The organism is Ralstonia flaminis (assembly GCF_958415495.1).
GTDB lineage: Bacteria > Pseudomonadota > Gammaproteobacteria > Burkholderiales > Burkholderiaceae > Ralstonia > Ralstonia flaminis.
This window is the reverse complement of the sequence record NZ_CATZLL010000017.1, coordinates 24001-49631: the sequence shown is the minus strand read 5'-3', so window position 1 is coordinate 49631 and position 25631 is coordinate 24001. Positions and strand designations below refer to the sequence as shown.

Below are 25631 nucleotides of genomic sequence, written 5' to 3'. Positions count from 1 at the left end.
AATCAAAAAGCGGAGACTCTATATGAATCGCAATTACAGCTTAATAAACAAACAAAGCGACAAGGAAAATAAAACAAGTACAGCCCAACCCATCGCTTTAGAGTTATTTCGAAAGAACGGAAGTGAAACTAGGCACACCACGTATACGGCGATTGAAATAAATATCGCGTACCAAATCCATGCATATCCCTGCCCATCCTTCCGATAGAAACCCCGTGCAATAAGCCAGGCAATGGTGCCACCCACCAACACGCTGGCCGGCAAACCAAGCAGCAAATAGGCAATCATCAGCCCCAAGGAGGGTTTCTTCATTCTGAAATGTTTTTCCCACTTTCATCAATGTGACGCCTGACAGAATCCATGGACTAAGGATCCGTTCAAGAGCGCCTTTCAAATAACCCCTCGATCCAGCAACACCTGCCCTAGGTTACCTGCAGTCCAAGTTTGGGTTTCCAACACTTCTTGTATGGTCGCAAATGCCGGGGATTGGGTGTCTGGCCCCTCCGTAGCCATCGCTAACACGGCGATATCGGCCAGATTCTCGACGCGATGGGCTGCGGCCCACGCGCAGGTACGCACCATATGCGCATGCGCTTCGCTGGGCAGCAATGCAGGCGAAACAGCGCCCGGCAATTCCCGTTGCATAAAGTCGAGAGCCGCGTCGGGTTGGGTCCGACTCATGAGGGCATCCAGTTGCGCCTGGTCTAGCTCCAGCCTCTGTGCGGCGTTACCTGGTGCCAGCTTCGGCAACAGAGACGGCATACCCGCACGGTTAATGACCACCCACGCAGTGATGGGGGCACAATAGCTCCGCCACTGGTCGGCTAGCAAGATCTGCGGGAGCTCTATCAGCACTCGGGTATCCGCAAAACGCACCAGCATCTTTTGCGATTCTGGCAGATGCGCCCAGTACGCCAAACGCCAGGCGCTCACCAAATCCTGAGCGTTACCCGTGGTCGCTACCAGACTCATCATGGGGCGGCCACTGCAATGGGCAAGGAGACGAGTCAGCGCCGCTTGGCCGGGTGCTTGCGCACTCAGCGGTACAAGCAGGGGGGCGACCATGGGTAGGCCAACGATGAATTCGCCCTCATAGCAGTTGACGGCACCAGACAGATCGTCGTGAGGCACCGCGCCATGATCGAAAGCGCTGTCGATCAAGGCATACCAGTGGGCGTTGCGATGAAGATCACACTGACCGCGCCAGAAGGCCACTACGGCATCAATGTTGGTTTGGTCTTGGCCAAACCACTGAAATGTGCCCAGGGTTGTCATACGGATGCAAATGGGCTGCCTGCCGCCAATGCCTTGAGCATGCACTCAACGCAGATGCTTTGCGGGAACGACGGCAGCGGATAGCTACTGTTAACCGGCCCCTGAAACTGCCGCTGCGCCGCCTTATACGTAATCGGCCCAGCACACTCCACGGTAATGTTCCCCCCCTCGATCGTGATCGACGCCCCGCCCGCCGTGGCGATGCGAATCCGCTTGGCCGCCGCAAAGTCCACGTTCATGTTGGCCGACACCAGCTTCAGGTCCTGCTTGGCCATCAGCTTGAGCACATCGTGCTGGGCCTGCACGTCGATGTTGTCCTGCCCCGCGGTGATCTGCAGCCCGATGTTGCCGTCACCTGCCTTGGACAAGCCCGCCGCTACGCCAATCGCCTGACCGGCATGCATGCGTGCCTGCTTGCCGATGGCGAGATTGGTGTCCTGGCCACTGCCCAGGGCGATGCTCTCGCCGTTGGAGAACTGCAAGTCTTGCCCCGCCACCATCACCAGGCCTGCCCGGCCGGCAAGGTGCGCCATGGCTTCGCCCTGCTGTGGCACCTTGCCTTGCGTGGCGGTGTTGCCCGCGCTGGCGTCTTGTTTGGCGGCATCCAGTGCCTTGCCGTCGACCATGCCTGCCGCAGCCTTTACTTGCTTGCCCAGCGGTGCGTCGTCGTCCTTGGCGGTGGTGAGTGCCGCGGTCTGGTGCGTGACAGCACCTTGCCCAAGCGATGCGGTCAGCGCCTTGGCTTGCTTGATGAGCGCAATGCCTGCGGCGTTGTCGCCGGTGGGCACGGCTTTGCCGTTGCTCGCGTCGCGGTAGGTGGTGAGCAGCAAACCCGCCTGACCACGCACAGCGGCGTGCCCATCGGTACGCAACTCGAAGCCCTGGCCGCGGAAACTGCCGCGCCGGTTGTCCTGCTGATGAACGAGGTGACCCAGGTTGAGCTGGCTGTACTGCTGCGTGGTGGCGAGCTGCGTGCGCAACTGGCCGTCGCTGTCGTCAAAGACGAGTTGGTTGTAGCCGCTGCCGCCATGCTCGGCGCTCTTGAAACCGGTGTGGGCGGCAGCGTTGCGGTGGCCTTCAGGTTCAGTGCCCATGCCGTGCCAAGCGGGGCTGTGGCCCCCCGCGACATTGCCTTGCGCGCTGGCGGCGCTGTCACTGCCTTGCTTGTAGAGTGCGGCACCATCGCTCTGGCCAGATGCGCCTTGCCCACCTGGCGTGGGCGCGATACCGGCCTCGCCCTGCCCGTTGTAGAGCGCGCCAATCACGACGGGCTGGTCGATATCGTCTTCGCTGAACTTGACCAGCACTTCCTGGCCGATGCGAGGCAGCCACTGCCAGCCCATGCCGGCGCCGGCTTGCCGCTGCGCCACGCGCACCCAGCGGGTGCTGCGGTCGTCAGCGCGCTCACCTTGTTGCCATGGGAAGCGGACGCGGATTTCGCCGGCGGGGGTCGTGTGGTGTTCGCCATCGCCACCCGCCTGAGTCTGGCCGTCGGGGCCCACCACGATGGCGCTATGCACACCCTGCGCGGTAGGTGCGGAGTACAGCCGCCCCGTCTCGGGTTCTGTCACCGCAGGGCGCCAGGGGCGGCGGGCATCGCTCGCGCGGAACCAGCCGACATAGCCATGCTTGCGTGCGGCGGCAAGCAGATCGCCGGTGGGCGCAAAGCGCTCGACAGGTTCATCCGCCTCCTGAAAACCGAATACGCCGGGGCCGGATTCTGGTGCATCAGGCGGCGTATCGAACAGCAGCGAGGCATCGAGCCCGCCCAACCGCTGGCCCAGCGCGAGATGCGTGTCGGCCGTCAGGTTGTTGATGCCGCAGTGTTCGACCAGATCCATCAGCAGCGGATACGGTGCACTGGCATCCGCATTGGGGTCTTGCGGCAGATGCGGGCAGTCGCGCAACTGCAGTCGCGTGCCGCTGCGCAGCGTGCGCACCGTGCCACGGCCGGAGAACAGCAGCGCACGCGCCTCCAGGCTTTCCATAACCTGCTCGGCAACGCGCTGTGCGTTGGCGGCATCGGGCGCCAGCGATGGGCTGATCGACAGATACGCGTCCGGGCTGCCGGATGCGGCACCTGCGCGTGCCGGTGCATGGCCGCGCACGCTGCTCTTGCCTTCCGGGTCCCACGCGGCCACGGCCACTCCGCCCACCGTCGTGCGGCTGTGGCAGGCGAGTTGTTGGATGGCGTCGCTTTCTTCCTGGCTGTGCGCGCGGTGGTAGCGAATGCCGCCACCGGCAGCCGATTCCGTGTCTTCAGCCAACTGCGTGCTGTCGGCAAAGAACACCAGCGTATGACCACCATGCGCCTGCTCGTCTTCGACCGTGGTGAAGCCAAGCCCGGCTTCTGCCAGCAGGCGTGTGACGAAGTGGTAGTCGGTCTCGCGAAACTGCGCGATGTGGCTGCGCGTGCCGAAGTCGTTCATGCGCGCCTCGGCGCCAGCGGCATAGCGCCACGACGCGTACGGTGCGTATGGGTTCAATACCTGCTCAAAGATGTCCGCCAGCGGCCGGTTCTGGAACACCTGGCTGTGGCGCTGCTGCGTCGCCAGCCAGAACCAGGGCACGACGGTCAGGCGATAGCGCGTCAGGCTGCCGTCTGCGCCCAGCTTTTCAGCCAGGCGGATGAGCCCGGTACGCTTGGCTTGCGTGCCGTTGGCCAAGGTTGTGACCAGCGTCACGCGTTGGCCGAGCAGAGACTTGAGTGCGATGCGTGCGTTGGCACTGACCGCCACCACGCGCCACTCGAACAGCTCAGAGAGCGCCTCGCGGCCGAGCCACGCTTCCACCGCCAGGTCGGCCAGCGGGCCTTCGCCTTCCAGGGCATACAGTCGATGCGCCGGAGCAAAGAGATTCTGGAGAAGGGTCGTTACGTCCATTCGCTGTCCGATACTGCAACGACGGGCGCATCACGTGAGACAGGGTGACGTGAAGCCGGCGCGCATGCATTGTGTGGGCGGCGCATTGTCCCGCATTGCGCCAGCCGCCTGATTAACGCCTGGCAACACAAACATCGCCGGGCGATTGCCCTTGCGGACATCCACCGAGCGGCTATTTCCCCTTGTAATTGGGTTGAGTGGCCGGTTGATTGGCGTTCTGTGGCGCAAGCAATGCCGCCAGCAAATCGGCATCCGGATCATCCGGTGTCAATCCGCCTTTACGGTTCTTGGCTTTTGTCGTTGCCTGCGGCTTCGCCTTTGTAATTTGTGCTGCCTTGACTGGCGTATTGGTTGATTTTGCAACCAGCTTGGCGGTTTCCGCCTTGGCTTGCGGCGTATCACCCGATTTGGCCGTCACGGCTTGCTGCACCGTGGTCGAGGTATGGGCATCCCTCGCTGGGGCATCGGCAGTTGCTTTGGCGGTTTGCACATCCTTGCCCGGCTTGTCCAGCGTGTGCTCGTCGTTGGGGGCCACGTTGACGATGGTGGCCGCGGGGGCCGTGGCACTCTCGCTGGCAGCCGCTGCGGGCGTGGCTGCCGTCACCTGCGCGGGCTCGGCTGCGGCCTGCTGTGCGGCTGCAGGCGTGGCAGGCGTCGTGTGTTCGGCCACTTGCGGCGCACCCTGATCGCCCGACGGGTTCAGCGCCACCCACGCCCCGACGCCCGCCACCAGCACCGCGATGACCGCCGCGATGCCATAGCGACGCCCCGCACTTTTGGGCGGCTTGCCACCCGCCCCGACTCTGCCTTCCAGGCTCGCGAGGATGCGTGTATGGCCAGCCTCATCAGTTTCAGACTGGGAGTTGAAGAGCGTCGGAGGCCCTTCTTTTTTCAAATCGCCGTTATTACTCATCACGGGTCCAGAATTGAAATAGAATGCGCGGCGAGCGTATGCGTATCAAAAACAACGTCCGAGCATCAGGTACGACAAAATATGCCGATTCCGGTTGTGGCTGCTGATTCTAAGTCTGGCCTAGCTGAAAGACAAATGCTTAGGAAAGACACGCGCCTTCTTTATCGTTTGTTAATGAAGCGAAACCTAAAATCGGCTGAATTTTTATCGTTTCATAATATTTTCAATCTCTGAATACAGATATAAATCAGACTGAATTGATATAGACGCCTACGCTCCGCAGGTCAGTATGGTTTTCGTTGTTCTCGCCCTCTACTTCGTCGCCATGGTGGTGGTGGCTGCAGTGTTGCTGTTGCCGTCGGTTCGGCAACGCTGCGCTGCGGTCGTGCGCGCGCAGTGGCAGCGCCTGAGCGCCGGTGCGGCCGTGGTCGGCGCGCGCTCGGCAGGGTCGCTGCGCGGGTCGGTGGACAGTGCCGCGTCGAATGCGTCTGCGTTCAAGCGGTTCGTGGCGCGCCGGAAACTGCTGCTGGCGGGCGCGCTGGGTGTGCTGTCTGTGCCACCCATCGTGGCGCTGGCGCTGCGTGAACAGCAGTCGTTCGAGTTTGACGATGATCAGGTGCGTGAACCGGACCCGCACATCTCTGCGCTGCTCAACGGGGAACGGCTGATCCCGCCGCCGCCGTTGCCGCCCGAGGTGTTCACCACGCGCGAGGTCGAGCTGATCCGCCCGGCCATCCGCGATGCAAGCCGCGACTGGAACCTGCTCGACGCCGATTTCCGCCAGCGTCTGCTGCTCGTCTACAAGATCATGCGCGACGAACACGGTTACGAGATGGCGCTGCTCGAAGGCTTTCGCAGCCCCGATCGGCAAGCCAAGCTGGCGGCGATGGGTAGCAACGTCACGCAGGCCGGGGCGTATCAGAGCTACCACCAGTACGGCCTGGCGGCAGACAGCGCGTTCTTCCGCGACGGCAAGCTGGTGATTAGCGAGAAAGATCCTTGGGCGATGCGCGGCTACGAGTTGTATGGGCAAACGGCGGAATCGGTCGGCCTCGTGTGGGGCGGCCGCTGGAAGATGATGGACTTGGGCCACGTGGAGCTGCGCCGCAAGGGCGTACTCGGCAAGCGCCCCGAGGCGCCAGGCCAATGACGAATCGATGAATCGAACACATACGGGGAGCAAGCAATGACACGTCCCTTCATCCTGCTGGGTGACAAGACGGACCACGGCGGTGTGGTGATCAGCGCGTCGGGCAATACGTCCACGGGCGGCAAGGGCATCGCCTGTGTGGGCGACAAGGTCACCTGCCCCAAGCAGGGGCATGGCGGCACCACGGTCATCGTCACCGGAGACCCGAACGTCATCATCGATGGCAAGCAGGCTGCGCGCCACGGTGATAAGACCGCCTGCGGCGCCACGCTCCTGTCCAGCCAGGGCAACACGGGCAGCATCTGAGAACGACATGGCTGCACGACTCTTCCGGTCCGGGTTGACGCTGCTGGCAGCGTTCGTGGTGGTGTGGATTGCCGTCATCGTGTGGTGGCAGACCACCAACCGCATGCCGAGCACCGCCGACATCGTCACCTACCTGTTCTTGCTGCCGCTGGGCATGGTGATTGGCTATTGGGTCATCAAGCGGGCGCTGGACGGCATCCGCACCAACGTTGCCGCGGGCCGCGAACTCTCGGCCGCAGCGCCCGCTGCTGCCGCCAAGAGCGATGGCACACCGGCCGACCCGCAGGATGCCACGCGCCACTGGCGTGCCGTTCTGCTCGCCAGTGCGCTGCGCGCGCCGGGCGGCAGCGATGCGGCATCACTGGTGGACGCCGTGCAGGCCAGCACCCAGCCGGGCCTGACGGACGTACAAGGCTTTGGCCAACCAATCTTTGCTGCGCCGGTGGATGGCCTCGACATCGAAGACCTGCGCACCGAGCTGACAGAGCGCCATCCAGACGTGGACTGGCTGGACGAACACCTGCGCGCGTTGACGCTCGCCGGGCAGGTTGCCGAAGAACTTGCAGCCCATGCCGTCGCGCAACACCCAGAACCCGCCGGCCCGGATGCCACGCGGCTCGTCATCACCGCCCTGCTGCCGCGCGAGTGGACACCGCAACAACAGGCCGCCGCAGATGCCTGGCTGCGCCAGCGCATTGGCGTGATCTGGCGAGCCGATCACCTCACCCTTGAACCGATCACCGCCAAGGGCGATGCCGATGCGCTACTGCTCCTCGACCGCGCCACGCAGGCTGTGAACCGCACAAGCGACGAGCGCGTGCTGCGCATGCTGGTGGTGGCCGACTCGCTGGTCGGCCCAAGCGCCGTGGAGCAACTGACGCAAAACGAGCAGTTGTTCGAGGCCAATCGCCAGCATGGCCGTGTGCCGGGCGAAGCCGCCGCTGGCGTATTGCTCTGCGCGCCGGCCCTTGCTGTTGCCTCGGTAACCCCGTCTGTTGATGACACGGGTGATGACGCGCCGCCGGCCGCCATCACAATCACCCGTGCCAGCGTGGCTCGCCTGGAAGCGCCCACGCCCGATCGTGGCCAGCCGCAACTGGAAGCCCTTGGCGGGGCGGTACGTCACGTGCTGGAGACCCTCGCTGCCGCACCGGCCGGCGCAAACGGAAAAGCGCCTGCCGCTGCCGAGGAGGAACCGCTCGTCGCCAGCGTTGTCACCGACACCGGCATGCACCCCGTGCGCACGGTGGAAGTCGCGCGCATCTTCTCTGAACGCTTTCCCACGCTGGACGTGGCCGCCGATCTGCTGCCCCTGGGCACGCCGTGCGGTTACGTCGGCGCGGCGGGTTCCCTGCTGCCCGTGGTGGTGGCGCACCAGTTGAGCCAGCAAAGCGGCAAGCCCGTGCTGGCCATCACCGCCAACGACATCCAGCAGCGCGGCGCCATTGCGGTAGTGCCGAGCCTGACCTGACCCCGAATTCCGATCTCGAACCCGACCTTGTCCGCCCACGAGCCGAAGGCAACATGCAACGCTTCCTGAACTTCCTGACCAACTCACGCACACTGTCCGTTCTCGGCGTGATCGTGCTGACCATCTTTCTGCTGCTGATTGCGCAGACCTTCGAGATTGGCCTGGTCTGGGCCGGCATCGCGCTGGGCGTGCTGCTGGCGCTGTGGCTGGTGGCCTATCTCTGGAAACGCTGGCGCGCGCGTCAGGCAAGCAAGAAGCTGGAGGGCGTGCTGGAGCAGGCCGCCGCCGACAAGGCCGCCACACCCGACAAACGCGAAGAAGTCGAAGCGCTGCGCGTGCGTCTGGCTGAAGCCGTCAAGACCATCAAGCGCTCCAAGCTCGGGCAGATGTCGGGAGACGCCGCGCTGTATGAACTGCCGTGGTATATCGTGATCGGCAACCCGGCGGCGGGCAAGAGCACGGCGGTGCTGAATTCGGGCCTGCAGTTTCCGTTTGCCGACAAGGGTGGCGCGGTCATTCAGGGCATTGGCGGTACGCGTAACTGCGACTGGTTCTTCACCACGGAAGGCATCCTGCTCGACACTGCCGGCCGCTACTCGGTGCATGAAGAAGACCGCCGCGAATGGCTCGGCTTTCTTGACCTGCTCAAGCGCTATCGCCCGAAAGCCCCGATTAACGGCATCGTGGTGACGGTAAGCGTGTCGGAACTCACGCAGAACCGCCCCGAGTTCGCCATCAACCTGGCCAAGAACCTGCGCCAGCGCGTGCAGGAACTGACGGAGCGCCTAGAGGTGTTCGCCCCGGTGTACGTGATGTTCACCAAGGCGGATCTGATCACCGGCTTTACCGAATTCTTTGGCGACAGCGAGAAACAGGAGCGCGACCGCGTGTGGGGCTCCTCCCTGCCCTTCGAGCCGGATGCCAAACCCGATGTGGCGGCCATGTTCGACCAGCGCTTTGACGAGCTGTGCGACGGCCTGAAAGAGATCAGCGTGGCGCAGATCGCGCTGCATCAGAAGAACAAGCTCTCGCCGGGGCTGCTGAGCTTCCCGCTGGAGTTTGCGTCGATCAAGCCGACGCTGCGCTCGTTCCTGGTCACGCTGTTTGATGAGAACCCCTTCCAGTACAAGCCCGTGTTCCGCGGCTTCTACTTCACCAGCGCGCTGCAGGAAGGCGCCACCAACAGCGCATCGGCCGAGCGCATCGCACGCCGGTTCGGGCTGTCGACCGACGGCGCAGCGCGCAGCCGCGAAGTGTTTTCCAAGAACGGCTTCTTCCTGCGGGACCTGTTCTCCAAGGTGATTTTTGCGGACCGCCAGACGGTGCGTCAGTTTGCGAGCCCCGCCAAGACGCGCCTGCGCATCGCCACCTTCTTCGGACTGGTGCTGGCGCTGGGCCTGATGCTGGGCGGCTGGACGTGGTCGTACATGGGCAACCGCACGCTGACGGCCAACGTGCAGGCCGATCTCGACAAGATCGTGAAGATGCAGCAGAACCGCGTCGACCTGCAGGCCCGCCTGGAAGCGCTCGACATGCTGCAAGACCGCATCGAGCAACTCGACCGCTATCGCAACGACCACCCGCTCGCGCTGTCGCTGGGCCTGTACCAGGGCGACACGCTGCAGCACAAGCTGCTGGACGAGTACTACAACGGACTGCGTCAGGTCATGCTCAAGCCGGTGGGCGGTGCGATCGAAACCTTCCTGGCTGAAGTCAACGCGCACCCGGATCAGCTCGCGCCGATGGTGCGTCCGCCCGAAACCGGCGCGGTGATGACCACGTCTGTGACCACGGCCACCGCCACGGTGGGTGCAGCCTCGGGTGCCGCCGCCAACGCGCCGGCAAACAACAACCAGGCCACCGCCTCGACCGGTGCCAAGCGCTACACCGATGCCTCACCCACCAACGTGGAAGACGGCTACAACGCGCTCAAGACCTACCTGATGCTGTCAGACAAGCGTCACGTGGAGGTCGCGCACCTGACCGATCAGATCACACGCTTCTGGCGCGGTTGGCTGGAAGACAACCGGGGCAACATGCCGCGCGAGCAGATGATCCGCTCGGCCGAACGCAACCTGTCGTTCTTCCTGGCGCACGTCAACGACGACAACTGGCCGATGCTGGAAGGCAACCTCTCGCTGGTCGACCAGACGCGCGAGAACCTGCGCCGCGTGGTGCGCGGCATGCCGGCCCGCGAGCGCGCCTATGCCGAGATCAAGGCCCGCGCCTCCACGCGCTATGCCCCGATGACGGTCGCCCGCATCGTCGGTGAGACCGGCGCTGGCGTGGTCGCCGGCAGCTACGCCGTGCCCGGCACCTTCACCAAGGAAGCGTGGCTGGGTTATGTGCAGCCCGCCATCCGCGAAGCCGCCAACAAGGAGCTGCAGACCAAGGACTGGGTGCTCAACGTCGCTGCACGCGACGACCTGACGCTGGAAGGTAGCCCCGAGCAGATCCAGAAGGCGCTGGTCACGATGTACAAGACCGAGTACGCCCGCGAGTGGCAACGCTTCATGCAAGGCGTGGCCATTCAGGACTTCATCGGCTTCGACCAGGCTGTTACCGGCATGAACCTGCTGGGTGACCCGACCAATTCGCCGATCCGCAAGGTGCTCGACACCGCCTACGACCAGACTTCGTGGGACAACCCGTCGATGCTCAATGCGGGCCTCAAGCAAGCCAAGACCGGCGTGCTGGGCTGGTTCAAGCAACTGTTTGCACGTCAGACGCCGTCGCAGGTGAACGTCAATGTCGACATGGGCAACGCCGCGGATGCCGGCACGATCCCGATGGGCCCGGTGGGCAAGGAATTCTCTGGCCTGGCGCGTGTGGTGATGGTGCGTGATGACAAGTCCCTGCTGCGCGGCTATATGGATTCGCTGTCGAAGGTGCGCACCCGCTTCAACCTCATCAAGAACCAGGGCGACCCCGGCCCGGGCGCACGCCAGCTCATGCAGCAGACGCTGGATGGCAGCGGCTCGGAACTGGCCGACACGCTCAAGTACGTGGATGAGCAGATGCTGACCGGTATGACCGACAGCGAGCGCGCAACGCTGCGCCCGCTGCTGGTGCGCCCCCTGCTGCAGTCGTATGCGGTGGTGATCCGCCCGGCCACAGCCGAAATCAACAAGGTGTGGAACGCACAGGTCTACCAGCCGTTTGCAACGACGCTGGCAGACAAGTACCCGTTCTCGGCCAACGCCAAGATCGAAGCGAGCGCGGCGGAGATCGGCCAGGTGTTCGGCCCGGATGGCTCGATCGCCAAGTTCGCCAGCACGACCATCGGCCCGTTGTCGGTACGCCGTGGCGACATGCTTGCCGCACGCACGTGGGGGGATCTGGGTCTGTCGTTCGTACCCGAGTTCACGACAGGCTTCACGCGCTGGATCGCGCCGCTCACGGGCGGCGCGGCGGGTGGTGGTGCCGGCGGTGCAGCCGCTGCCGCCCCCCAGACGGTGTTCCAGATCCTGCCGGTGCCGTCGCAAGGCGCGACCGAATACACGATCGAGATTGACGGCCAGCAACTGCGCTATCGCAACACGCCGCCGCAGTGGGCCAACTTTGTGTGGCCAAACCCGCAAGGCACGCCGGGTGCAAAGGTCACGGCCACCACGTTTGACGGCCGCACGGTGGAACTGCTCAACGAGCCGGGCCGCTTTGGCTTGGAACGCCTGATTGCCACCGCGCAGCGCAAGCGTCGCCCGGACGGCGCCTTCGATCTGTCGTGGACGAAGGACGGCCTGACGGTTGCCATCAGTCTGCGCATCATCAGCAGCCCGCAGACCGGCGGCACCACGGCTTCTGACTCGCCGCAAGGCCAGGGCCTGCGCGGCCTGCGCCTGCCGACGTCGATTGCCGACATGAACGCGCCGCTGAACACCTCCACCCCGCCCGCCCCAGCCGGCTCGCCGCCGGCGGGCCGCACACCGGCCCCTGCTCAGACGCAGGCCGCAACCCGGTCCGCCGTTACGGAAGAGCAAGGGGGGACGGCACAATGAGCCTGACGCAGTTGCAGCTTTCATACTTCGGCAAGCTTCCATCGCGTGGCGACTTTGTCAAAAGCGCCAACAACGTCCAGTTGCTCGACACGCTTGACCGCTGGCTGGCGCAAGGCATGGAACTGCTGGCCGAAGCGCCGGACTGGAAGACCACCTACGACACCTGGAAGCCGGTGCAATTCGCCTTCCTGGGCTCGCAGAGCCGGCTGGCGATTGCCGGTACGCTGATGGCCAGCAGCGACCTGTCTTCGCGCCGCTTTCCGTTTCTGACGGCGGCTGCGATGGAGGTGGATCGCCCCATCAGCTTCATCGCGCGCAGCCCGATCGCACTGGCTCGCCTGTGGACACGCGCCGGCCAGCAGATGATCTCGCTCAGTCAGGCCTCGGATGCCACCGAGGGCCTGCGCCTGCTGGCCGAGGGGCAGCACAGCGTGGAAACCGACAACGGCACGCAGGCCTACGACGCCAGCTTTTCGGATTTCATCGACTTCCAGACCGTCTCGGGGCTCGAGCAGATGCTGCGCACCGAAGGCCACAACATCCGCCTGCGCCGCACGCTGCTCGCACTCGGCACGCTGCTGCAGCCGGTCATGGCCAACGGCTCATCGCGCCTGGAGAAAGGGCTCACCCTGCCCCTGCCGGCCGACCCGCTGTACCGCAGTCTGGTGGCGAGTTTCTGGCTGGAACTGGTGTCGCGCTTCCTGCAGCGCGCAGACTTTGAACTCTCGCTGTTCCTGGGCGAGATCAACGGCGCAGAGCGCCTGGTCATCGGCTTCAACGGCGCATCGTCGCGCACGCTGCATAGCGTGATGTCGCCGCTGGCGTATGCCGAGCAGAACATCAACATCGACGATCCGGAATGGGTCGACCAGCACGTGAGCGGAGAGTACGGCTTGGCCAAGTTCGTGAGTTACCTGGATCAACCGCAGCTTTCGCTGCGCGTGGCGGTCGACACCTTCCGCGAAGTCTTCATCGGAGAATGAACATGGGTCTGGATGCAATCAAGCGTGGCTTCCGGCCAGCAGCGATCCTGATGGTGTGCCTCGCCGCGCTGTCCCGCCTCGCCTTCGCTGCCCCTGGCGACCAGCCGCCGGCTGCCGCAACGGTGACCGCAGCCACACCGAACCCGGGCCAGGTCGTCGCCGGTGGTACGGTGCCCGACGAGGCCACCAAGGCCAGTGTGCTGGCCAAGCTGCGCGAGCTGTACGGCAGCGCCAACGTGCTGGACCAGATCGAGGTGGGCAACGTGGTGTCGCCGCCCAACTGGTCGGCCAATGTGCAGAAGATCCTGTCGCCGGCCATCAAGCAGGTCAACCGCGGCCAACTCAACGTCGACGGCACACAGGTCTCGCTGCACGGCGATGTGGGCAACGAGGCGCAGCGCCAGCAGATCACCAGCGACATGGCCACCACGCTGGGTCAGAGCTACACGATCAAGAACGGTCTGCGCGTGGCGGCGGTGTCCGAACAGGGCCTGCTGGACAAGACGCTGGCCAACCGCATCATCGAGTTTGAAACCGGCAGCGCCACGCTCACGCCCAAGGGCCGTGCGATTCTGGATGAGATGTACACCGTGCTGCCGCGCCTGAACGGCCGCAAGATCGAGATCGTCGGCCACACCGACAACTCGGGCAGCCGCGCGATGAACCTCAACCTGAGCCAGGCGCGTGCGGAAACGGTGAAGAACTACCTGATTGCCAAGGGTGCCGAGCAAGGCACGTTGACAGCGATTGGCGTGGGACCGGATCAGCCTGTGGCGGCCAACAACACGGATGAAGGGCGTTCACGCAATCGGCGGATTGAGTTTCGGGCGAGTCAGTGACGCAATTGTTGCCTGACGCCAGTTTGTACAAGGGGTACGGTGCGATGCCGCACAACGCAGCATCCGCTAATCAGATTAGCCATCTATGACACCGGCCCCTTCCTCCGCCTTTCCGGAATCCGATCCCACATCCGCGCTCAAGGCCACCCTGACCGACGCAGATCGCGACGCCTGCCTGCTTCGGCTGAGCCAGTATTCGCTCGATGCGCCTGACGCTCCGATGCCGTTCAGCCGCCGCCTGGCAGAAGCCGAGGGATGGTCGTCTCTGTACACGCTGACTGTCATCGAGGAGTACAAGCGCTTTGCCTATCTGGCGGTGTACGCCGGGCACCCGGTTACGCCGTCAGAGGCGATCGATGCCGCCTGGCATCTGCACCTGCAATACTCGAAAGACTATTGGACGGTGTTCTGCGCGGAAGTACTACGCGCCCCGCTCCACCATGCCCCGGGCATCGGCGCGCCGGATGAAGAGGACACCTACGCGCGCCACTACCAGCAAACGCTTGACAGTTACCGGCGCACGTTCGGCGTCGAACCGCCCCCCGATGTCTGGCCGACGCCGGAGAACGTGGCAGCGCAAGAGGCAGATGGCCGCGCATGGCGTCCGCACAATACAGCGTCGCCGCCACGTGCCTCGACCGTTCGTCGAATCATGCCGCTGGCGTGGCTCGTGATCGGCGTCGCCCTCATCGCCATCACCACGCGTGCTGCGCCGGATGTCGGTGTGCTGAACTATCCAGGACCGCGCTTTCTCGCGTTCTATCTGGGCGTGTGTGTGATGGCTTGTCTGTCGATCCGGGGCCTGCACCAGTTCACCTATAAGCGTCGCCCGCGGGGGGTGGCGCTCGGCAGCGCACCGCACGCGCTTACGCCTGACGCGGCTGCACTCATTACAGGCGATGCTTCGCGAATGGCGCAGGTCGTAACACTCGCGCTGCTCGACGCAGGTGCGATCCGCATTGCCCATCCAGCGAAGAAAGGCCGCGACCGCAAAACCTACGTAGTCGCCAACACGGAGCGCGCGCCCGAGCGCCACGTGGACGCATGGGCTTGGCTCAACCAGCAAAAGCAGCACCGCTCGCCATGGCCAAGCTTTCGGGATCGACTCGTCAACGATGCATCCGAAATGACGGCACGGCTGCAAGGTCAGGGATGGATGTGGGCGTCCGGCTCCATGCGAGCAACAACGCTGGCTGCATGGGCGATTGCGCTGCTGGTACTCGGGCTCGGCGTGACGAAGGTATTTGTTGGCTTGGCCCGAGAGCGCCCGGTGATGTGGCTGCTGATCGAAATGGCTTCGTTCGCAGTCGCGTACTGGTGGTTGACCGCACGACTGGTCGGCGTCGGTAGCGCCGGACCGACTGCGACAGCCGACGCCGCGCTCGATGCTTACCGTCGGCGCGGCCAACAGACGTCCGATGCCAGTTGGTCGAAGACCGACCTGCTCTGGATGACGGCGTTGGGCGGTACCAGCGTGTTGACCGGCACAGCCTGGGCCGGATACCGATCGATGATGGGCGGGCCGGGAATGCCAGCCAGCTCCGGAGGCTCTGGGAGCGACACGTCGAGTAATTGCAGCTCAAGCAGTGGTAGCTCGAGTAGCTGCAGTTCCAGTAGTTGCGGATCGAGTGGGTGTGGCGGTTGTTCGAGCAGTTGACGAGGTTTGCATCTGCATAGACCCCACGCCAGACATCGTGCCTGGTTGGGGCCCATACCGAAGATCAGCCCGCGCTATCCGGCGACGGATCGCCCAAACCCAGCAACTCTTCAATCTGCGACAACGTCGCGTCGTCCTTGACCACCGTGCGCAGCCAGGCATGCAGTGGCATGTCGCCCCACTTGGCGGCGCGCGCAGCGAGATACGCCACCGGGCTGTGCGGCTCGGTCTGGCGGAAGAACTCCGCCACTTCACGCAACTGATCCAGCGCTTGTGCGCGCGAGCGGATCGGGCCCACGACAGTCGCGACAACCGCTTCCGTTGCAGCCTGCCCGGCAGCTTGCTGGGTTGCCTTGGCCTCCACCGGAGCCGGCTTGGGCTCGGGGGGCTTGCCACCAAAACGCTCGACCAGCGCACGCACCGTCTGCAACGTCTCGCGAGCCGCGCGGAAGCTCGGGGCATGGTCCCCGGCGCGCCCATCGAGCACAGATTGCAACCGCAGCAACGCAGCCCCGCAACCCACCACATCGTCATGCAGCGTCTTGTAGAACGCCGGTGACGTCGCCCTCTTGGCTGCCTCGAATTGTTCCTGCGTGACCTTGCCGCGCGCGAGCTCATCGGCCTGATCCGGATCACGGCGGATCGCCTCGACCAAGCTGCTCGCAACTTCCCAGTCAACGAGGCTGTAGCCGCCCTTGGATGCATCCACCAGCGGCACTTCGCGGATCAGTTGGCTCGAGCGCGCAGCCAGCCACGCCATGCTGCCCATGCGGGCCTCAGGGTCGTCGGCCTCGGGCAGCGGGTAGATGTGCTCCCAGTACTGCTCGCACAGGCCGGAGATCAGCTCATAGCCCTCGCGCAGGCCCGCAAAACCGCGCTCCTTCGACAGGGCTTCGGTCAGCCACGCGAGCAGGCGCAGATCCTTCGTGCGGTTCTGCAGCAGCGACGTACTCTCGGTGATGACGGCACGCCAGTTGGCCTCCTTGATCTCGGTCACCCACTCGCCCTGGTCGAGCGACGGGTCATCAAAGCGGCGCGACTCTTGAATGCTGTCGAATTCGGCGGAGAAGAGCATGTCTTCGCCGCAAGGTTGGGCGCCTGGCAGCGGGGCCAGCAGTTGTTCGAACGGAAGAGAAGCCATGGTCAGAAGCGAGGATGCAATGCGGGTGAACGTTCAGGGCTTGGCGACGCGGCAATCGGTCAGGGCAAGCGTCAGGCCAACGAACTGCCGGTTCAGGCAATCCAGCGTGATGTCCTTGCTGGGCTTGTACGCCGAGAGTTTGTTGTCAGGGAACATGGCCTTCAACGCGTCGCGCTGGTCATCCTGAAACGGGGCGCCAACCTTGAGGTCTTCGGTAACGGCCAGCGTGTTCAAACTGTCGTCGGACAGCGGGTACACCTGCCCCTTGAACTCGAGGCGATGACCATCGTACTTCTTGGCAGCGCTGGGTGCGTCCTTGAAGTACTCGGTCAGCACCTGACGGTACGACACCTGGAGTGGCGCGTCGTCGCCGGCCAGTGCCGGGCTGGCGATCAGCGCGGCGAAGATCGTGGCAGCGGCAAGACGGAACAATTGGGCCATGTTGGTGCGTTTGAAAATGGGGCGATCCCCGCTCGGCAGCGACTGGATTCGACGGTGGTGATGCTACTCAGGGTGCATGGATTTGGGGGGATTGTTTCCAAATCTTCATTTGGCTTCGCACCCAACTCAGCCCGCGCTGACGCCTCTGCGAAAAACAATGTCTTCCATGGGCTAGGGCAACTTGGCAGGCCAGCTCAGCGGTTGCTCCGGTCCGATGCCGTTTTCGCGCCTGGCTTGGCCGACGTCGCTCTTCCACTCCGCAGGAAAGACGGGCCAATAGCACAGGCACTCCGCCAGCCAGTTGAACACTTGCTCTGGGTTGCGGCCTTTGTGCATCCAATCATTCGGCATATCGGGGGCTTGCACAGCATCCATTCCCTTCTGCATGAACGTCTGTATGTAGCGCCAAAGACGCTCGCCACTGTTCCGCGGCCCAACCCAGATCAGATCCTCTCCACGTCGTTGCGGATCCGCTGCGTCCAGCGGTGGCCAGTACAACAGCAGGCAGCCGCTCTCACTTGCGTTGCGCCGCTTTTGGCGTGCTTCGTCGGACAGTTCATAGGCGGGCACGCTAAAACTGAAGATCAGATCCAACAGTCCGGAGAGAACAAGACCGCCATCCATCTCCATGCCGGTGCGTCGCGACAAATCCACCTCTCTTCGGAGTTGCTGAGTCGTATCGTTGATCGAGGCCGCATCGCCTTGCCTCTGCGCCGATTCAGGAGGCGGTGCCCAATGCACATGCGCTTGGGCACGCGACCAGTCCAGCACTGCGTTGCCTCCCCATCGCGCGGGCCGCAGCATATAGACCTTGCCTGTGGTCCGGTTGAAGCGATAACGCGCACAGCGCGCTGTGAGTACCTGGCCTTGGCATTCGCGCCACAGCATGAGGGTCATGGGCACACCGAGCACGGAGAGCACCAACATCCCCAAAAGCAACCCAAGCTCCTTGAAGGAGTTCGGTGGAAACGGCATCTTCGGATTGCCAACAAACACGATATCCCACAAGAACCACAGTGCACCCACACTCATCAGCAGACATAGCGGGATGACCACCACCAGGAGCATCAAGGCTATCCAGCGCGGCGGTCCGTCGTTGCGCAGATTGCTCAGTTCCAGGAAGTGCTCGTTGAAATCAAAGACCGTGGGCTTGGGGGGCCACAAGATGGCCGGTTCGGACGAGGTGGCATCAAGCGCGTGCTTCATGGGAGCGTCTTGCAAATCGGCATAGTCCTCCAGTGCCCTGGCGATGCCATGCTTGCGCCGATAACGATGAAACGCTGCTTCAAAAGTGAACATCGTTGGATCCTGGCGTTCCGTGCATCTTTTTATTCACGACTCTGGGCGAACGTGACAATGCGGACGCGTTATCCCACGCTACTGGTAAGCACAAAGGCATACAGGGATAGAACTCCAGAAGACGACGCCAGAAGCATCACGTGTACGGGAACAGCTTGATTGGCCAAGCGTGCGACCCTACGCTCCATTCGTTGCCTGCGCGCGCAGCGCAGCAATTTGCGAAATGACTTCTGCAGGCCATTTCGGCTTTGGGGCAAGACGTTGTCCGATGTACTCGAACACGCCCGCGGGCAGGAACAGCCAGAACAGCGGCACGCAGAATACCGTCAGAAGGACTTGCTCAACGATGTGCATGCTTGCGCGAATGCGTTTGCCCTCCGCCGTCCGATCAAACAGCGGATAGAACTCCAGCACGCAGCGCCTGAAGTTAACGTCGCGCGGAAACGGCTTGATCGCCCGCAGACGCTCCGGCCTTTCATTCATGTAGCAGCGAATGTATGCCCACATCTTGTGAAGTACCAGTGGACCACCCACGTCCTGCTTCAAGATGATCCGGTCCTCAACCTTGGTCGTACCTTGCTCGCATTGCGCGAGAATCAATCCGTACCGCACTGAATACGTCTTCCCGTTGTACCCAGCGATCTTCCCAACCTCGGCCTCAACACAAGACCAGTCAAACTCCTTGATCACCGTTTTCCACCTCACAAACGGATTGGGCTTCGCGAGATATTCAAGCGCGAAAATCTTTTGACTGTTCCTGTCAAACAAGACCGGCAAGTCCAGCGGCGTTCTGATTGCCCTTTTGATCATGTGGATCAGAAGCACCACGAGCACCAATAGCACCACCATCAGGAACGATGCCATGAATGGGGACTCTTGTGGCTTGCCATCCGCATATATCTCAGCGAGGAACGGCAGCATGGCAACGAATCCGATCGATATGCCGATACCGAACATCAAACCGAAGCCGCGCTGGATCGATGTGACCCGTGACAGCTCGCACACAGCAGCATCGATGTAGCGGACATCAAGACCAGGATCTGGTTGATCGCCCTTCTTCCCCGCATCGAGCGCAGCCGTAGGGGAGGGCAGATCCTCATACCAGTAGGGGCTTTGGGGTTGCAGTTTGGAGCGAGTTTCTGCCATCGCAGGTGGAGACAAGTGGCCCGTAGCTATCTGTAGTACTGATCGCAAGTTTCAAGCATGACTGGCTCGAGCCGTTCGGCTTGCAAAGCTACGAGTATCCTTACGCATCGGGCCACTTACGAACGCTCTGGTAAGCGATAGAGTTCGATCTGCTCACGCTCAGAATTCTCCGGATCACGTCGCATGACAAGCAGGCCTTGCCGCCGGGTATCCCATCCAATGACGTTGATGGTGTAGTCGCTTTCGCCAGGCGAACGTGGCAGGAGAAACGGCGTCCAGGAATGGCCCTTGTCCCGGCTATAGAAATAGGCTCCGGCCGATGCACCTCCGCAGTTGCGCGTATTACCGAAATACGGCGGCATATAGCAGGCGACGATGTTCCATGCCGTATCTCCACGGGCTCGCACAACCCAGACGTCCTTGCCCGACCACATCTTGTCGGTGTCTATCCAGGGGGACGCTCCACGAATATCCGGGATGGTGCTTGTCCCCCAAGCCCCAGTTGTCGGGTCGAGGTAACGCAAGCGGCCTTCTGGCTGTGCGAACAGAGTATCTCCGGAATCCGATTGCAAGATTCTGTAGCTGGGCTCATTCGCCGGGCCGGCATCGGGCGTGGCCGCAACATTGCGTACGGCAGCTTGCGATCCAGAGAGGCTCAAATCAAACCGGCGGGCCTCGACAGGCTTACGGCTTTTCTCCTGCCCTTCATCATCCACGGTAATTACCGACATCGTCGACCAGCCGACTGCGTTTCCCGCCGGGTTGAACAACAATGCCCAGTGCGTGTCGCGTACTTGATGTTCACGTGCAGGATTGTCCGGCCAGACGGCCTTGTCCAAGTCGACGTTCTTCCAAGAGTGCCCTCCATCAAACGTCGTCCACGCTTCACGCTCTCCGCCGTAACGCGTAGCAAGGGCGTAGGCGCGAGTTTCCGATACGTAGCCGTGAAAGTCGGTGCTGGACGGCACCGTAATCTTCGGATCGAATTTCCAGGTACGTCCGCTATCGTTGCTGACAAACGCCGTGTAGAAGCTCGGGCTGTCATCGGGCCGGTCCTTGGGGAACTCACCAGAGCCGAGCGCGATCCATTTGCCACCTGGTGCCGTCACCAGGCTGAGGGACTGATCGTCTTCGATACTAGCCAGGATATCGATCCTGCCTTCGTCCGTCATGCGCGCAATGAACTGCCGCTTGTGCCCGCGGCCCAAACGATCCATTAGGGTCTGCACGGCCAAGTCCTGATGGCCCGCCGCGGCCATCCGAACGGCGGAGTCCGCCGCCATCTGGTTGTTCCGCTCCCGCAGGCGCTCAGCCCTGGAGGGGAGCAGCGTATCGAGGATTGCACCTGGGAGCGGTGTTGTATCGCCTTCCTGCCTCAAGTCCTGCAGCGTGCCGGTCAGAAGCTGAACACCGTTGGCGTCGACCCACTTCACATCTGCGATGTCAAAGGGGAGCTTTGCATCCGTCTTGAAAATTTTCTCAGGCGCTGCAAGAGGTTGGCCCAGCTGCCGCAGTTGACGTTGATCGATCACTGTGACGACCACGATCAGGCAGGCAAACGCCGTGGCCGCTGACCAAAGTGCGTACTTTCTTGGTTTCATTTTTTCAGGTTTGGAGTGACCCCGATGTCATCAGAATCGAAGACGAGTCACTTCTCGAACCAAATCAATAGCGGAAGTAGAAGGTGCCGTACTCACCAGGGTCGTCGGACTTGCGCTGGGCCTTGGAGGATTTGACCAGATCGACATTACCTGCATCAGGGATGCCCAACGTGCGGCATACCCTCTCCGTCAAGCGTACGAAAGGCATCCACTTGCGGGCTAGGCTGATGGTCATGATGCCGAAGAAGGCATAGGAACCTATCAAGGCGTAGCTGAACGCTTTGTTACTTACAAGAATCCAGTAGTCATTTGGCCCCGTGATTACCAGCATTACGAGCGCAAATGCTAGTACCCACATACTTACCCCAATGAACCACCACTTCGCCGCATTCTTGATATGCCTCGTTGCACCCCGAGCGCAATGCGGATACAACGCGATCATCCGGTCGCTTGGCCTTGTGATCGCTCCAGCCTCGTAGTGGCCATCCCGCCATTCGCCCGCCACCTCAACCTGATCGCCCTCCTTGAATGGACTGCGCCAGACCCAACCCTTGACCGGCTTGCCGTCCAAGTCGAACTCCACGTAGTCCGCCTCTTCCTCCGTACTCGCCGCATAGCTGGCAGTAGCGATCGCCTGTCCACTTAGCCCGGCAACGCCGGCCGCGATGGCGACGACTCCCAATTGGGTGCGGTCACTGTCTGTAAAAACGAAGCTGGCTTTCGCTCGAGTGCACTTGTAGTTGGTAATGGCACCACTAAGTTTGACCATCCCTTGCAGTTGATCGGCTGCGTTCATCCTTGAAACCCCATCTCAACTAGCGCGTCCAACAAAGCCTTGTCCTGCTGATCACCACTCTTGTAGCCATCGCTCTTGCGCAGTTTGCCAAAAGCGCTGTGGTCGACCCACTTCTCCAACGCATCTGGTGTTACCCACCAGATGATGACCTGGATCGCGAATGAACCCACGGTGATCCACCCCCCCAAAGCCATGCCCAGAACACGTAAACCGATAATGGCCGCGGCCCTGGCACCAGCACTGCGTACTGCCGTACCAATAACCGCACTGCCAGTCATCCGAGCAATGAGCGGCGCAGAGTAGGTGAACGTGACAGCGAGAGTCAAACTACCAGCCACTGAGCCCGAGAGCCCTTTGAGGCCATACAGCACCGTGAGTCCGATGTACCCCTGTCCCCAATTCTTGCCAGCATCCCTGAAGTCAATCACTGTCCCAACAAAACTAGCCCCGCCGCTGAGCATCCCGCCCCACATCTTCAGCCCCTGATACGTCCAACTGCTGTTGCCCATGCTCGGCAAGTTCTTGGCCACCGTGGCACTGATATCCAGCATCGCACTCGTGATGCTCATGCCCGAGGCTAACAGGCTCAAATAGCTCTTGGTGTCGTTCTTCTTTTTGCATTCGGCCAACAGCTTGGCGAAGTTCACCCCTTCAATCAATCCCACCACCAGCGCCAGCCGCGCGTCCTTAACCGCCTGCCCAGCTCCCGCGCTCCCACCAGTCTTGAACTTGGCCCATTCGGCCTTAAGCTCATCGGCCTGCGCACTTTTGATCTCCGGCGTGCCCGCCGCCATAAAGGCTCGCGCCGTGCTCAAGCGTTTCAGAATCTGCTGACGCAGCACCCCTTCGCTCTTGGCCTGAGCGATGATCAGGTTGGCTGAATCGGCCGGACTCACAAATGCGCGCGTACTCAGAATATGCTGGATGATCTTCTCGCTGACGTAGTCGGCCAGCGTGTCGATGCGAAAGAATCGGAATATCGCATCGCCCACGCTGATGGCGACTTTGTCAGCCCCGCGCATATTCACCGGTTTCAGGCGCGCACCGAAAGCTAGCGAACCGGCCTGCGAGGCAGCCTTAGTATTCGTGTCGAATACGCTCTGTGCCTTCTTATAGGTATCGGCGAAAGCCTTCAGCCCCTTGGTGGTGTAGCCAATCCAGTCTAGCGTCTTGGCTTCGGTGCGCTGGTTCTTGTGTTGCTTGGCCTCGGCCAGCATGCGATCCAACTCGGTTCGAGCATCATTCTGGTTGAGCGCGATCACGCGCCACAGCAGATTGCCCTCCACACTGGCCTTGCATTCGGCCACCCATTCGGAGATTTTCTGGGCGCCGGCGCGGCAACTGCCCAGACCGAAGATCGCTTCGCCGATATCCTGCTCGAACAGCAAACCGTCTTCCACGTTCTGGCCGTGGTAGTCGTTCAAGGTGTCGAGCAGAAGCGTCGCTTCCAACCAGTGAACAAGCGGCACGGTGCGTCGGTCGACGATGCCCGCCGCCTTCTCTTGGAATTTTCCGAAATTCGTCTTGAATTTTCCGGCAGAGTCAGCGATGCGGTCTTGATACTTTGGCCACGCCTGTGCTGCCTGGCTCTTGCCAAACGCCTCGCCAACCTTGGGGGCGGCTGACGCCATCGCAGACTGCAAACTACGGAACTGTGCGAGTTGCTTTTGCAAATACTCGTCGTCCGGCGAAGACTTCAGCTTTTCCTCAAGTTCACGTATTCCCTCCTGCAATGGACCATCTTCAGCCCCGCGCCGAATATATTCCTCACCCAGTATCTGGGCGCGGTTTTCTAGCGCTTTCTGGAGCCCATCGTAGGTGTTGAGCGCCTTGATCTGCAGTTCCCGCTCATCGCCGTACTTTTTGATCCATCCGGCCGCGTCGTTTCTGAAGCCGTTGAGTTCGTGCGCGATACCCATGGCATCCCAAAGCGCCAGCACGTGGGGCTTACTCGGCTTGTCCGTGCCTTTGCCGCGACTCTCCATGTGTTTGGCGGTACTCTCCGCCATGCCGGTCCGCAGATACCACGGATAGCGAGTGCTCATCTGCTCGAGCTGGTTACCGGGTTTGCAGGTACCGTCCTCCTCGCTGAGGGTGCCCACGGGGGGATTGAATGGCAGTGGCTCCTTGGAACTCTTTTGCGCGTACTCAAGCACGGCCTCAAGCGTAGCCTTGTCGGCAATCTGGCCATGACTGTGCTTTGCTCCGGCGGCCATCACTGCCGGCTGAATGGTCTGCATGCGCTTGTTGCGCAGCTTGCTGTTCTTCTCGTACTCCGCGACCGTCTCGTCGCTCCATTTGTGCTCGCTAAAAGCAACCCAGGTCGCACCGCATTTCTCGGGATGCTCAATCACGAGATAGTGCACCTGCGTGTTGTTGGTGCCGTGGCGCGAACATTGCAATACCGGCGTGCTTTGCGGTTGCGCAGATTTCGGGTCAAGTTGGCGGGTCAGGCTGCCATCTTCTCCAACCGCATAGCACTCCCACTGCTTGGAGCCGCGTGCGTTCTTGTCATAGAAGAGATACAGGTAGCCGGTGCGCAACGTACGCAATGCATATTGAAAGTCATCGCCCAGCGCCACACTTTTCACCCGATCACCACTGACCCAATCTGGCAACGCCGGATTAATGTTCTTGGGTACGACGGCATATCGCACCGGCAGGATAGGCAGGCCGGTGGCTTTGCACTGCTCGCAGAACTGGCTGGGGGATGCACTAGGCGGCATGAAATTCTCTTGGTTATCTTGACGAAACTGACCCTGCCTTGATGGCGCTTCAGTCTACGGCCGTGACGCTGCTCTCGTTCGCAATGCGTTGCCAGTCCTGCTCTTCCAGGTCGTCGATCAAGCTCGTGAAATAGTCGTCCTCGCCGCGCTGTGCAAGCCGAGCCCGCACCAGCGCGTGCAAGTCAAATTCCGGATGGATTTCCAAGGCGCAACGCGCGTAAGCAGCGAGGTCGCGCTGGTCAGTGAAACCGGCGGCACATGCCCGCCGCACGGCAGCGAGCGCGCTCGCGCAGAGGGAATCGAACCGGGCGCCCACAACCTGAGCCTGCCCCCATTCACGGATCGCAAGGTTTAGCGGTGCAATGCAGGCGACGTCTTTCCACTGCTCGGAACTCAAAGCCAGCACAGCCTGCGCATCTTTGGCTTCGACGGATTCCGCCCGCAACTCGATCAATCTGCCAGCAGGATTCAGCAGCCAGAAGATTTCAATGGGGCCGAGCAAAGCCTTGCGCTGTACAGGAGAAAGGAGCGACCAGAGCCACCACAGCACAGCGGGGTCTTGTAGTCGCAACCAAGCAACCCCACCGCGCAGGGTTGAGTACTGGAGCATGCTCGACGCCAAGTGGCGAGCAACCTTGCTGATGGGTTCGGAACTCGTCAACCAACCTGCGATCCGACGGCCCGTGCCGGTTCGCAAGATTTCTGAAGGCAGCTCTTCAAGCGCGCTCAGAACGCTTTGCTCAAGAAAAAGACTGTCTTTGAACTTTGTGATGCTCAGTGGCAGCAGCGCCGGGTAATGCGCGGGATCAATCTTCGGATGCGCAAGTTTGACGCGGACATTGTCACTCTGCGAGTAGCCTTCCCACAGTGCATCGTCCTCCGATATCGGTCGCGGCACTGTGTCGATCAGCAGCATGCAATCCGCTTGCGGCCGTGCGTTCACCTCCGAATGCAAGGCATGGCTGATCTCAGCGGCCTGCGTTTGTAGCGGATCAGTCATGACGTCT

General features: G+C 62.1%; 19 protein-coding genes. 7 read left to right on the top strand and 12 right to left on the bottom strand.

Features of this window, described 5'->3' with window-relative positions; translation table 11 throughout:
• Positions 1-33 precede the first annotated feature (33 nt).
• The 4 genes from R2N11_RS22355 to R2N11_RS22340 all read right to left on the bottom strand — a co-directional run bounded on the left by R2N11_RS22355 (position 34) and on the right by R2N11_RS22340 (position 5070).
• Positions 34-312 carry a hypothetical protein gene (locus R2N11_RS22355; RefSeq protein WP_316682410.1) on the bottom strand — a complete coding sequence of 93 codons (279 nt, stop codon included), beginning with the start codon at positions 310-312 and terminating at the stop codon, positions 34-36.
• Positions 313-390: 78 nt separating this feature from the next.
• A complete protein-coding gene (locus R2N11_RS22350; protein ID WP_316682409.1) occupies positions 391-1275 on the bottom strand; it encodes a DUF4123 domain-containing protein in 885 nt (294 codons plus the stop codon).
• On the bottom strand, positions 1272-4157 hold the full coding sequence (locus R2N11_RS22345) for a type VI secretion system Vgr family protein (RefSeq protein WP_316682408.1): 2886 nt from the start codon (positions 4155-4157) through the stop codon (positions 1272-1274). Before R2N11_RS22345 ends, R2N11_RS22350 begins: the two co-directional genes overlap by 4 nt.
• A gap of 172 nt (positions 4158-4329) precedes the next feature.
• Entirely contained in the window at positions 4330-5070 is a 741-nt protein-coding gene (locus R2N11_RS22340; RefSeq protein WP_316682407.1) for a hypothetical protein, read from the bottom strand.
• 289 nt (positions 5071-5359) lie between these two features.
• Here R2N11_RS22340 and R2N11_RS22335 point away from each other — a divergent pair, with 289 nt between their 5' ends.
• From R2N11_RS22335 to R2N11_RS22305, 7 genes are all read left to right on the top strand, one after another.
• The gene (locus R2N11_RS22335) at positions 5360-6220 is read left to right on the top strand and encodes a M15 family metallopeptidase (RefSeq protein WP_199030612.1); all 861 of its coding nucleotides are present in this window, start codon (positions 5360-5362) and stop codon (positions 6218-6220) included.
• Between the two features lie 36 nt (positions 6221-6256).
• Positions 6257-6526 carry a PAAR domain-containing protein gene (locus R2N11_RS22330; RefSeq protein WP_021193560.1) on the top strand — a complete coding sequence of 90 codons (270 nt, stop codon included), beginning with the start codon at positions 6257-6259 and terminating at the stop codon, positions 6524-6526.
• 7 nt (positions 6527-6533) lie between these two features.
• The gene (locus tag R2N11_RS22325) at positions 6534-7997 is read left to right on the top strand and encodes a hypothetical protein (protein WP_316682406.1); all 1464 of its coding nucleotides are present in this window, start codon (positions 6534-6536) and stop codon (positions 7995-7997) included.
• 53 nt (positions 7998-8050) lie between these two features.
• Positions 8051-11995 (top strand): type VI secretion system membrane subunit TssM, encoded by a 3945-nt coding sequence (tssM, locus tag R2N11_RS22320; RefSeq protein ID WP_316682405.1) that lies wholly within the window; start codon positions 8051-8053, stop codon positions 11993-11995.
• Complete coding sequence (gene tagF, locus R2N11_RS22315) at positions 11992-12978, top strand: type VI secretion system-associated protein TagF (RefSeq protein ID WP_316682404.1); 987 nt, start codon at positions 11992-11994, stop codon at positions 12976-12978. Before tssM ends, tagF begins: the two co-directional genes overlap by 4 nt.
• 2 nt (positions 12979-12980) lie before the next feature.
• Entirely contained in the window at positions 12981-13817 is an 837-nt protein-coding gene (locus tag R2N11_RS22310; protein WP_199032979.1) for an OmpA family protein, read from the top strand.
• Between the two features lie 85 nt (positions 13818-13902).
• Complete coding sequence (locus R2N11_RS22305) at positions 13903-15474, top strand: TIGR04222 domain-containing membrane protein (RefSeq protein WP_316682403.1); 1572 nt, start codon at positions 13903-13905, stop codon at positions 15472-15474.
• 64 nt (positions 15475-15538) lie between these two features.
• Here R2N11_RS22305 and tssA read toward each other — a convergent pair whose 3' ends face one another.
• The 8 genes from tssA to R2N11_RS22265 form a co-directional block, all read right to left on the bottom strand.
• Positions 15539-16615, bottom strand: a complete 1077-nt coding sequence (gene tssA, locus R2N11_RS22300) for a type VI secretion system protein TssA (RefSeq protein ID WP_316682402.1) — start codon at positions 16613-16615, stop codon at positions 15539-15541.
• Between the two features lie 33 nt (positions 16616-16648).
• A complete protein-coding gene (locus R2N11_RS22295; protein ID WP_316682401.1) occupies positions 16649-17056 on the bottom strand; it encodes a hypothetical protein in 408 nt (135 codons plus the stop codon).
• Between the two features lie 171 nt (positions 17057-17227).
• Positions 17228-18355, bottom strand: coding sequence for a hypothetical protein (locus R2N11_RS22290; protein WP_316682400.1), 1128 nt, complete (start codon positions 18353-18355; stop codon positions 17228-17230).
• Between the two features lie 177 nt (positions 18356-18532).
• Positions 18533-19501 carry a DUF6708 domain-containing protein gene (locus R2N11_RS22285; protein WP_316682399.1) on the bottom strand — a complete coding sequence of 323 codons (969 nt, stop codon included), beginning with the start codon at positions 19499-19501 and terminating at the stop codon, positions 18533-18535.
• Positions 19502-19617: 116 nt separating this feature from the next.
• Entirely contained in the window at positions 19618-21102 is a 1485-nt protein-coding gene (locus R2N11_RS22280; RefSeq protein ID WP_316682398.1) for a hypothetical protein, read from the bottom strand.
• Between the two features lie 64 nt (positions 21103-21166).
• Entirely contained in the window at positions 21167-21898 is a 732-nt protein-coding gene (locus R2N11_RS22275; RefSeq protein WP_316682397.1) for a putative type VI secretion system effector, read from the bottom strand.
• Positions 21895-24624 carry a T6SS effector BTH_I2691 family protein gene (locus tag R2N11_RS22270; RefSeq protein ID WP_316682396.1) on the bottom strand — a complete coding sequence of 910 codons (2730 nt, stop codon included), beginning with the start codon at positions 24622-24624 and terminating at the stop codon, positions 21895-21897. Before R2N11_RS22270 ends, R2N11_RS22275 begins: the two co-directional genes overlap by 4 nt.
• A 49-nt stretch (positions 24625-24673) precedes the next feature.
• The gene (locus tag R2N11_RS22265; RefSeq protein WP_316682395.1) at positions 24674-25624 is read right to left on the bottom strand and encodes a DUF4123 domain-containing protein; all 951 of its coding nucleotides are present in this window, start codon (positions 25622-25624) and stop codon (positions 24674-24676) included.
• Positions 25625-25631 lie beyond the last annotated feature (7 nt).

What these genes read in the sequence shown, in the direction of transcription:
- R2N11_RS22275 (WP_316682397.1), bottom strand. Translation starts at nt 21,898, where the DNA reads ATGAACGCAGCCGATCAACTGCAAGGGATGGTCAAACTTAGTGGTGCC.
- R2N11_RS22350 (WP_316682409.1), bottom strand. Translation starts at nt 1,275, where the DNA reads ATGACAACCCTGGGCACATTTCAGTGGTTTGGCCAAGACCAAACCAAC.
- R2N11_RS22265 (WP_316682395.1), bottom strand. Translation starts at nt 25,624, where the DNA reads ATGACTGATCCGCTACAAACGCAGGCCGCTGAGATCAGCCATGCCTTG.
- R2N11_RS22270 (WP_316682396.1), bottom strand. Translation starts at nt 24,624, where the DNA reads ATGCCGCCTAGTGCATCCCCCAGCCAGTTCTGCGAGCAGTGCAAAGCC.
- R2N11_RS22345 (WP_316682408.1), bottom strand. Translation starts at nt 4,157, where the DNA reads ATGGACGTAACGACCCTTCTCCAGAATCTCTTTGCTCCGGCGCATCGA.
- R2N11_RS22335 (WP_199030612.1), top strand. Translation starts at nt 5,360, where the DNA reads ATGGTTTTCGTTGTTCTCGCCCTCTACTTCGTCGCCATGGTGGTGGTG.
- R2N11_RS22355 (WP_316682410.1), bottom strand. Translation starts at nt 312, where the DNA reads ATGAAGAAACCCTCCTTGGGGCTGATGATTGCCTATTTGCTGCTTGGT.
- R2N11_RS22330 (WP_021193560.1), top strand. Translation starts at nt 6,257, where the DNA reads ATGACACGTCCCTTCATCCTGCTGGGTGACAAGACGGACCACGGCGGT.
- R2N11_RS22305 (WP_316682403.1), top strand. Translation starts at nt 13,903, where the DNA reads ATGACACCGGCCCCTTCCTCCGCCTTTCCGGAATCCGATCCCACATCC.
- R2N11_RS22310 (WP_199032979.1), top strand. Translation starts at nt 12,981, where the DNA reads ATGGGTCTGGATGCAATCAAGCGTGGCTTCCGGCCAGCAGCGATCCTG.
- tagF (WP_316682404.1), top strand. Translation starts at nt 11,992, where the DNA reads ATGAGCCTGACGCAGTTGCAGCTTTCATACTTCGGCAAGCTTCCATCG.
- R2N11_RS22290 (WP_316682400.1), bottom strand. Translation starts at nt 18,355, where the DNA reads ATGTTCACTTTTGAAGCAGCGTTTCATCGTTATCGGCGCAAGCATGGC.
- R2N11_RS22340 (WP_316682407.1), bottom strand. Translation starts at nt 5,070, where the DNA reads ATGAGTAATAACGGCGATTTGAAAAAAGAAGGGCCTCCGACGCTCTTC.
- R2N11_RS22280 (WP_316682398.1), bottom strand. Translation starts at nt 21,102, where the DNA reads ATGAAACCAAGAAAGTACGCACTTTGGTCAGCGGCCACGGCGTTTGCC.
- R2N11_RS22295 (WP_316682401.1), bottom strand. Translation starts at nt 17,056, where the DNA reads ATGGCCCAATTGTTCCGTCTTGCCGCTGCCACGATCTTCGCCGCGCTG.
- R2N11_RS22285 (WP_316682399.1), bottom strand. Translation starts at nt 19,501, where the DNA reads ATGGCAGAAACTCGCTCCAAACTGCAACCCCAAAGCCCCTACTGGTAT.
- R2N11_RS22325 (WP_316682406.1), top strand. Translation starts at nt 6,534, where the DNA reads ATGGCTGCACGACTCTTCCGGTCCGGGTTGACGCTGCTGGCAGCGTTC.
- tssA (WP_316682402.1), bottom strand. Translation starts at nt 16,615, where the DNA reads ATGGCTTCTCTTCCGTTCGAACAACTGCTGGCCCCGCTGCCAGGCGCC.
- tssM (WP_316682405.1), top strand. Translation starts at nt 8,051, where the DNA reads ATGCAACGCTTCCTGAACTTCCTGACCAACTCACGCACACTGTCCGTT.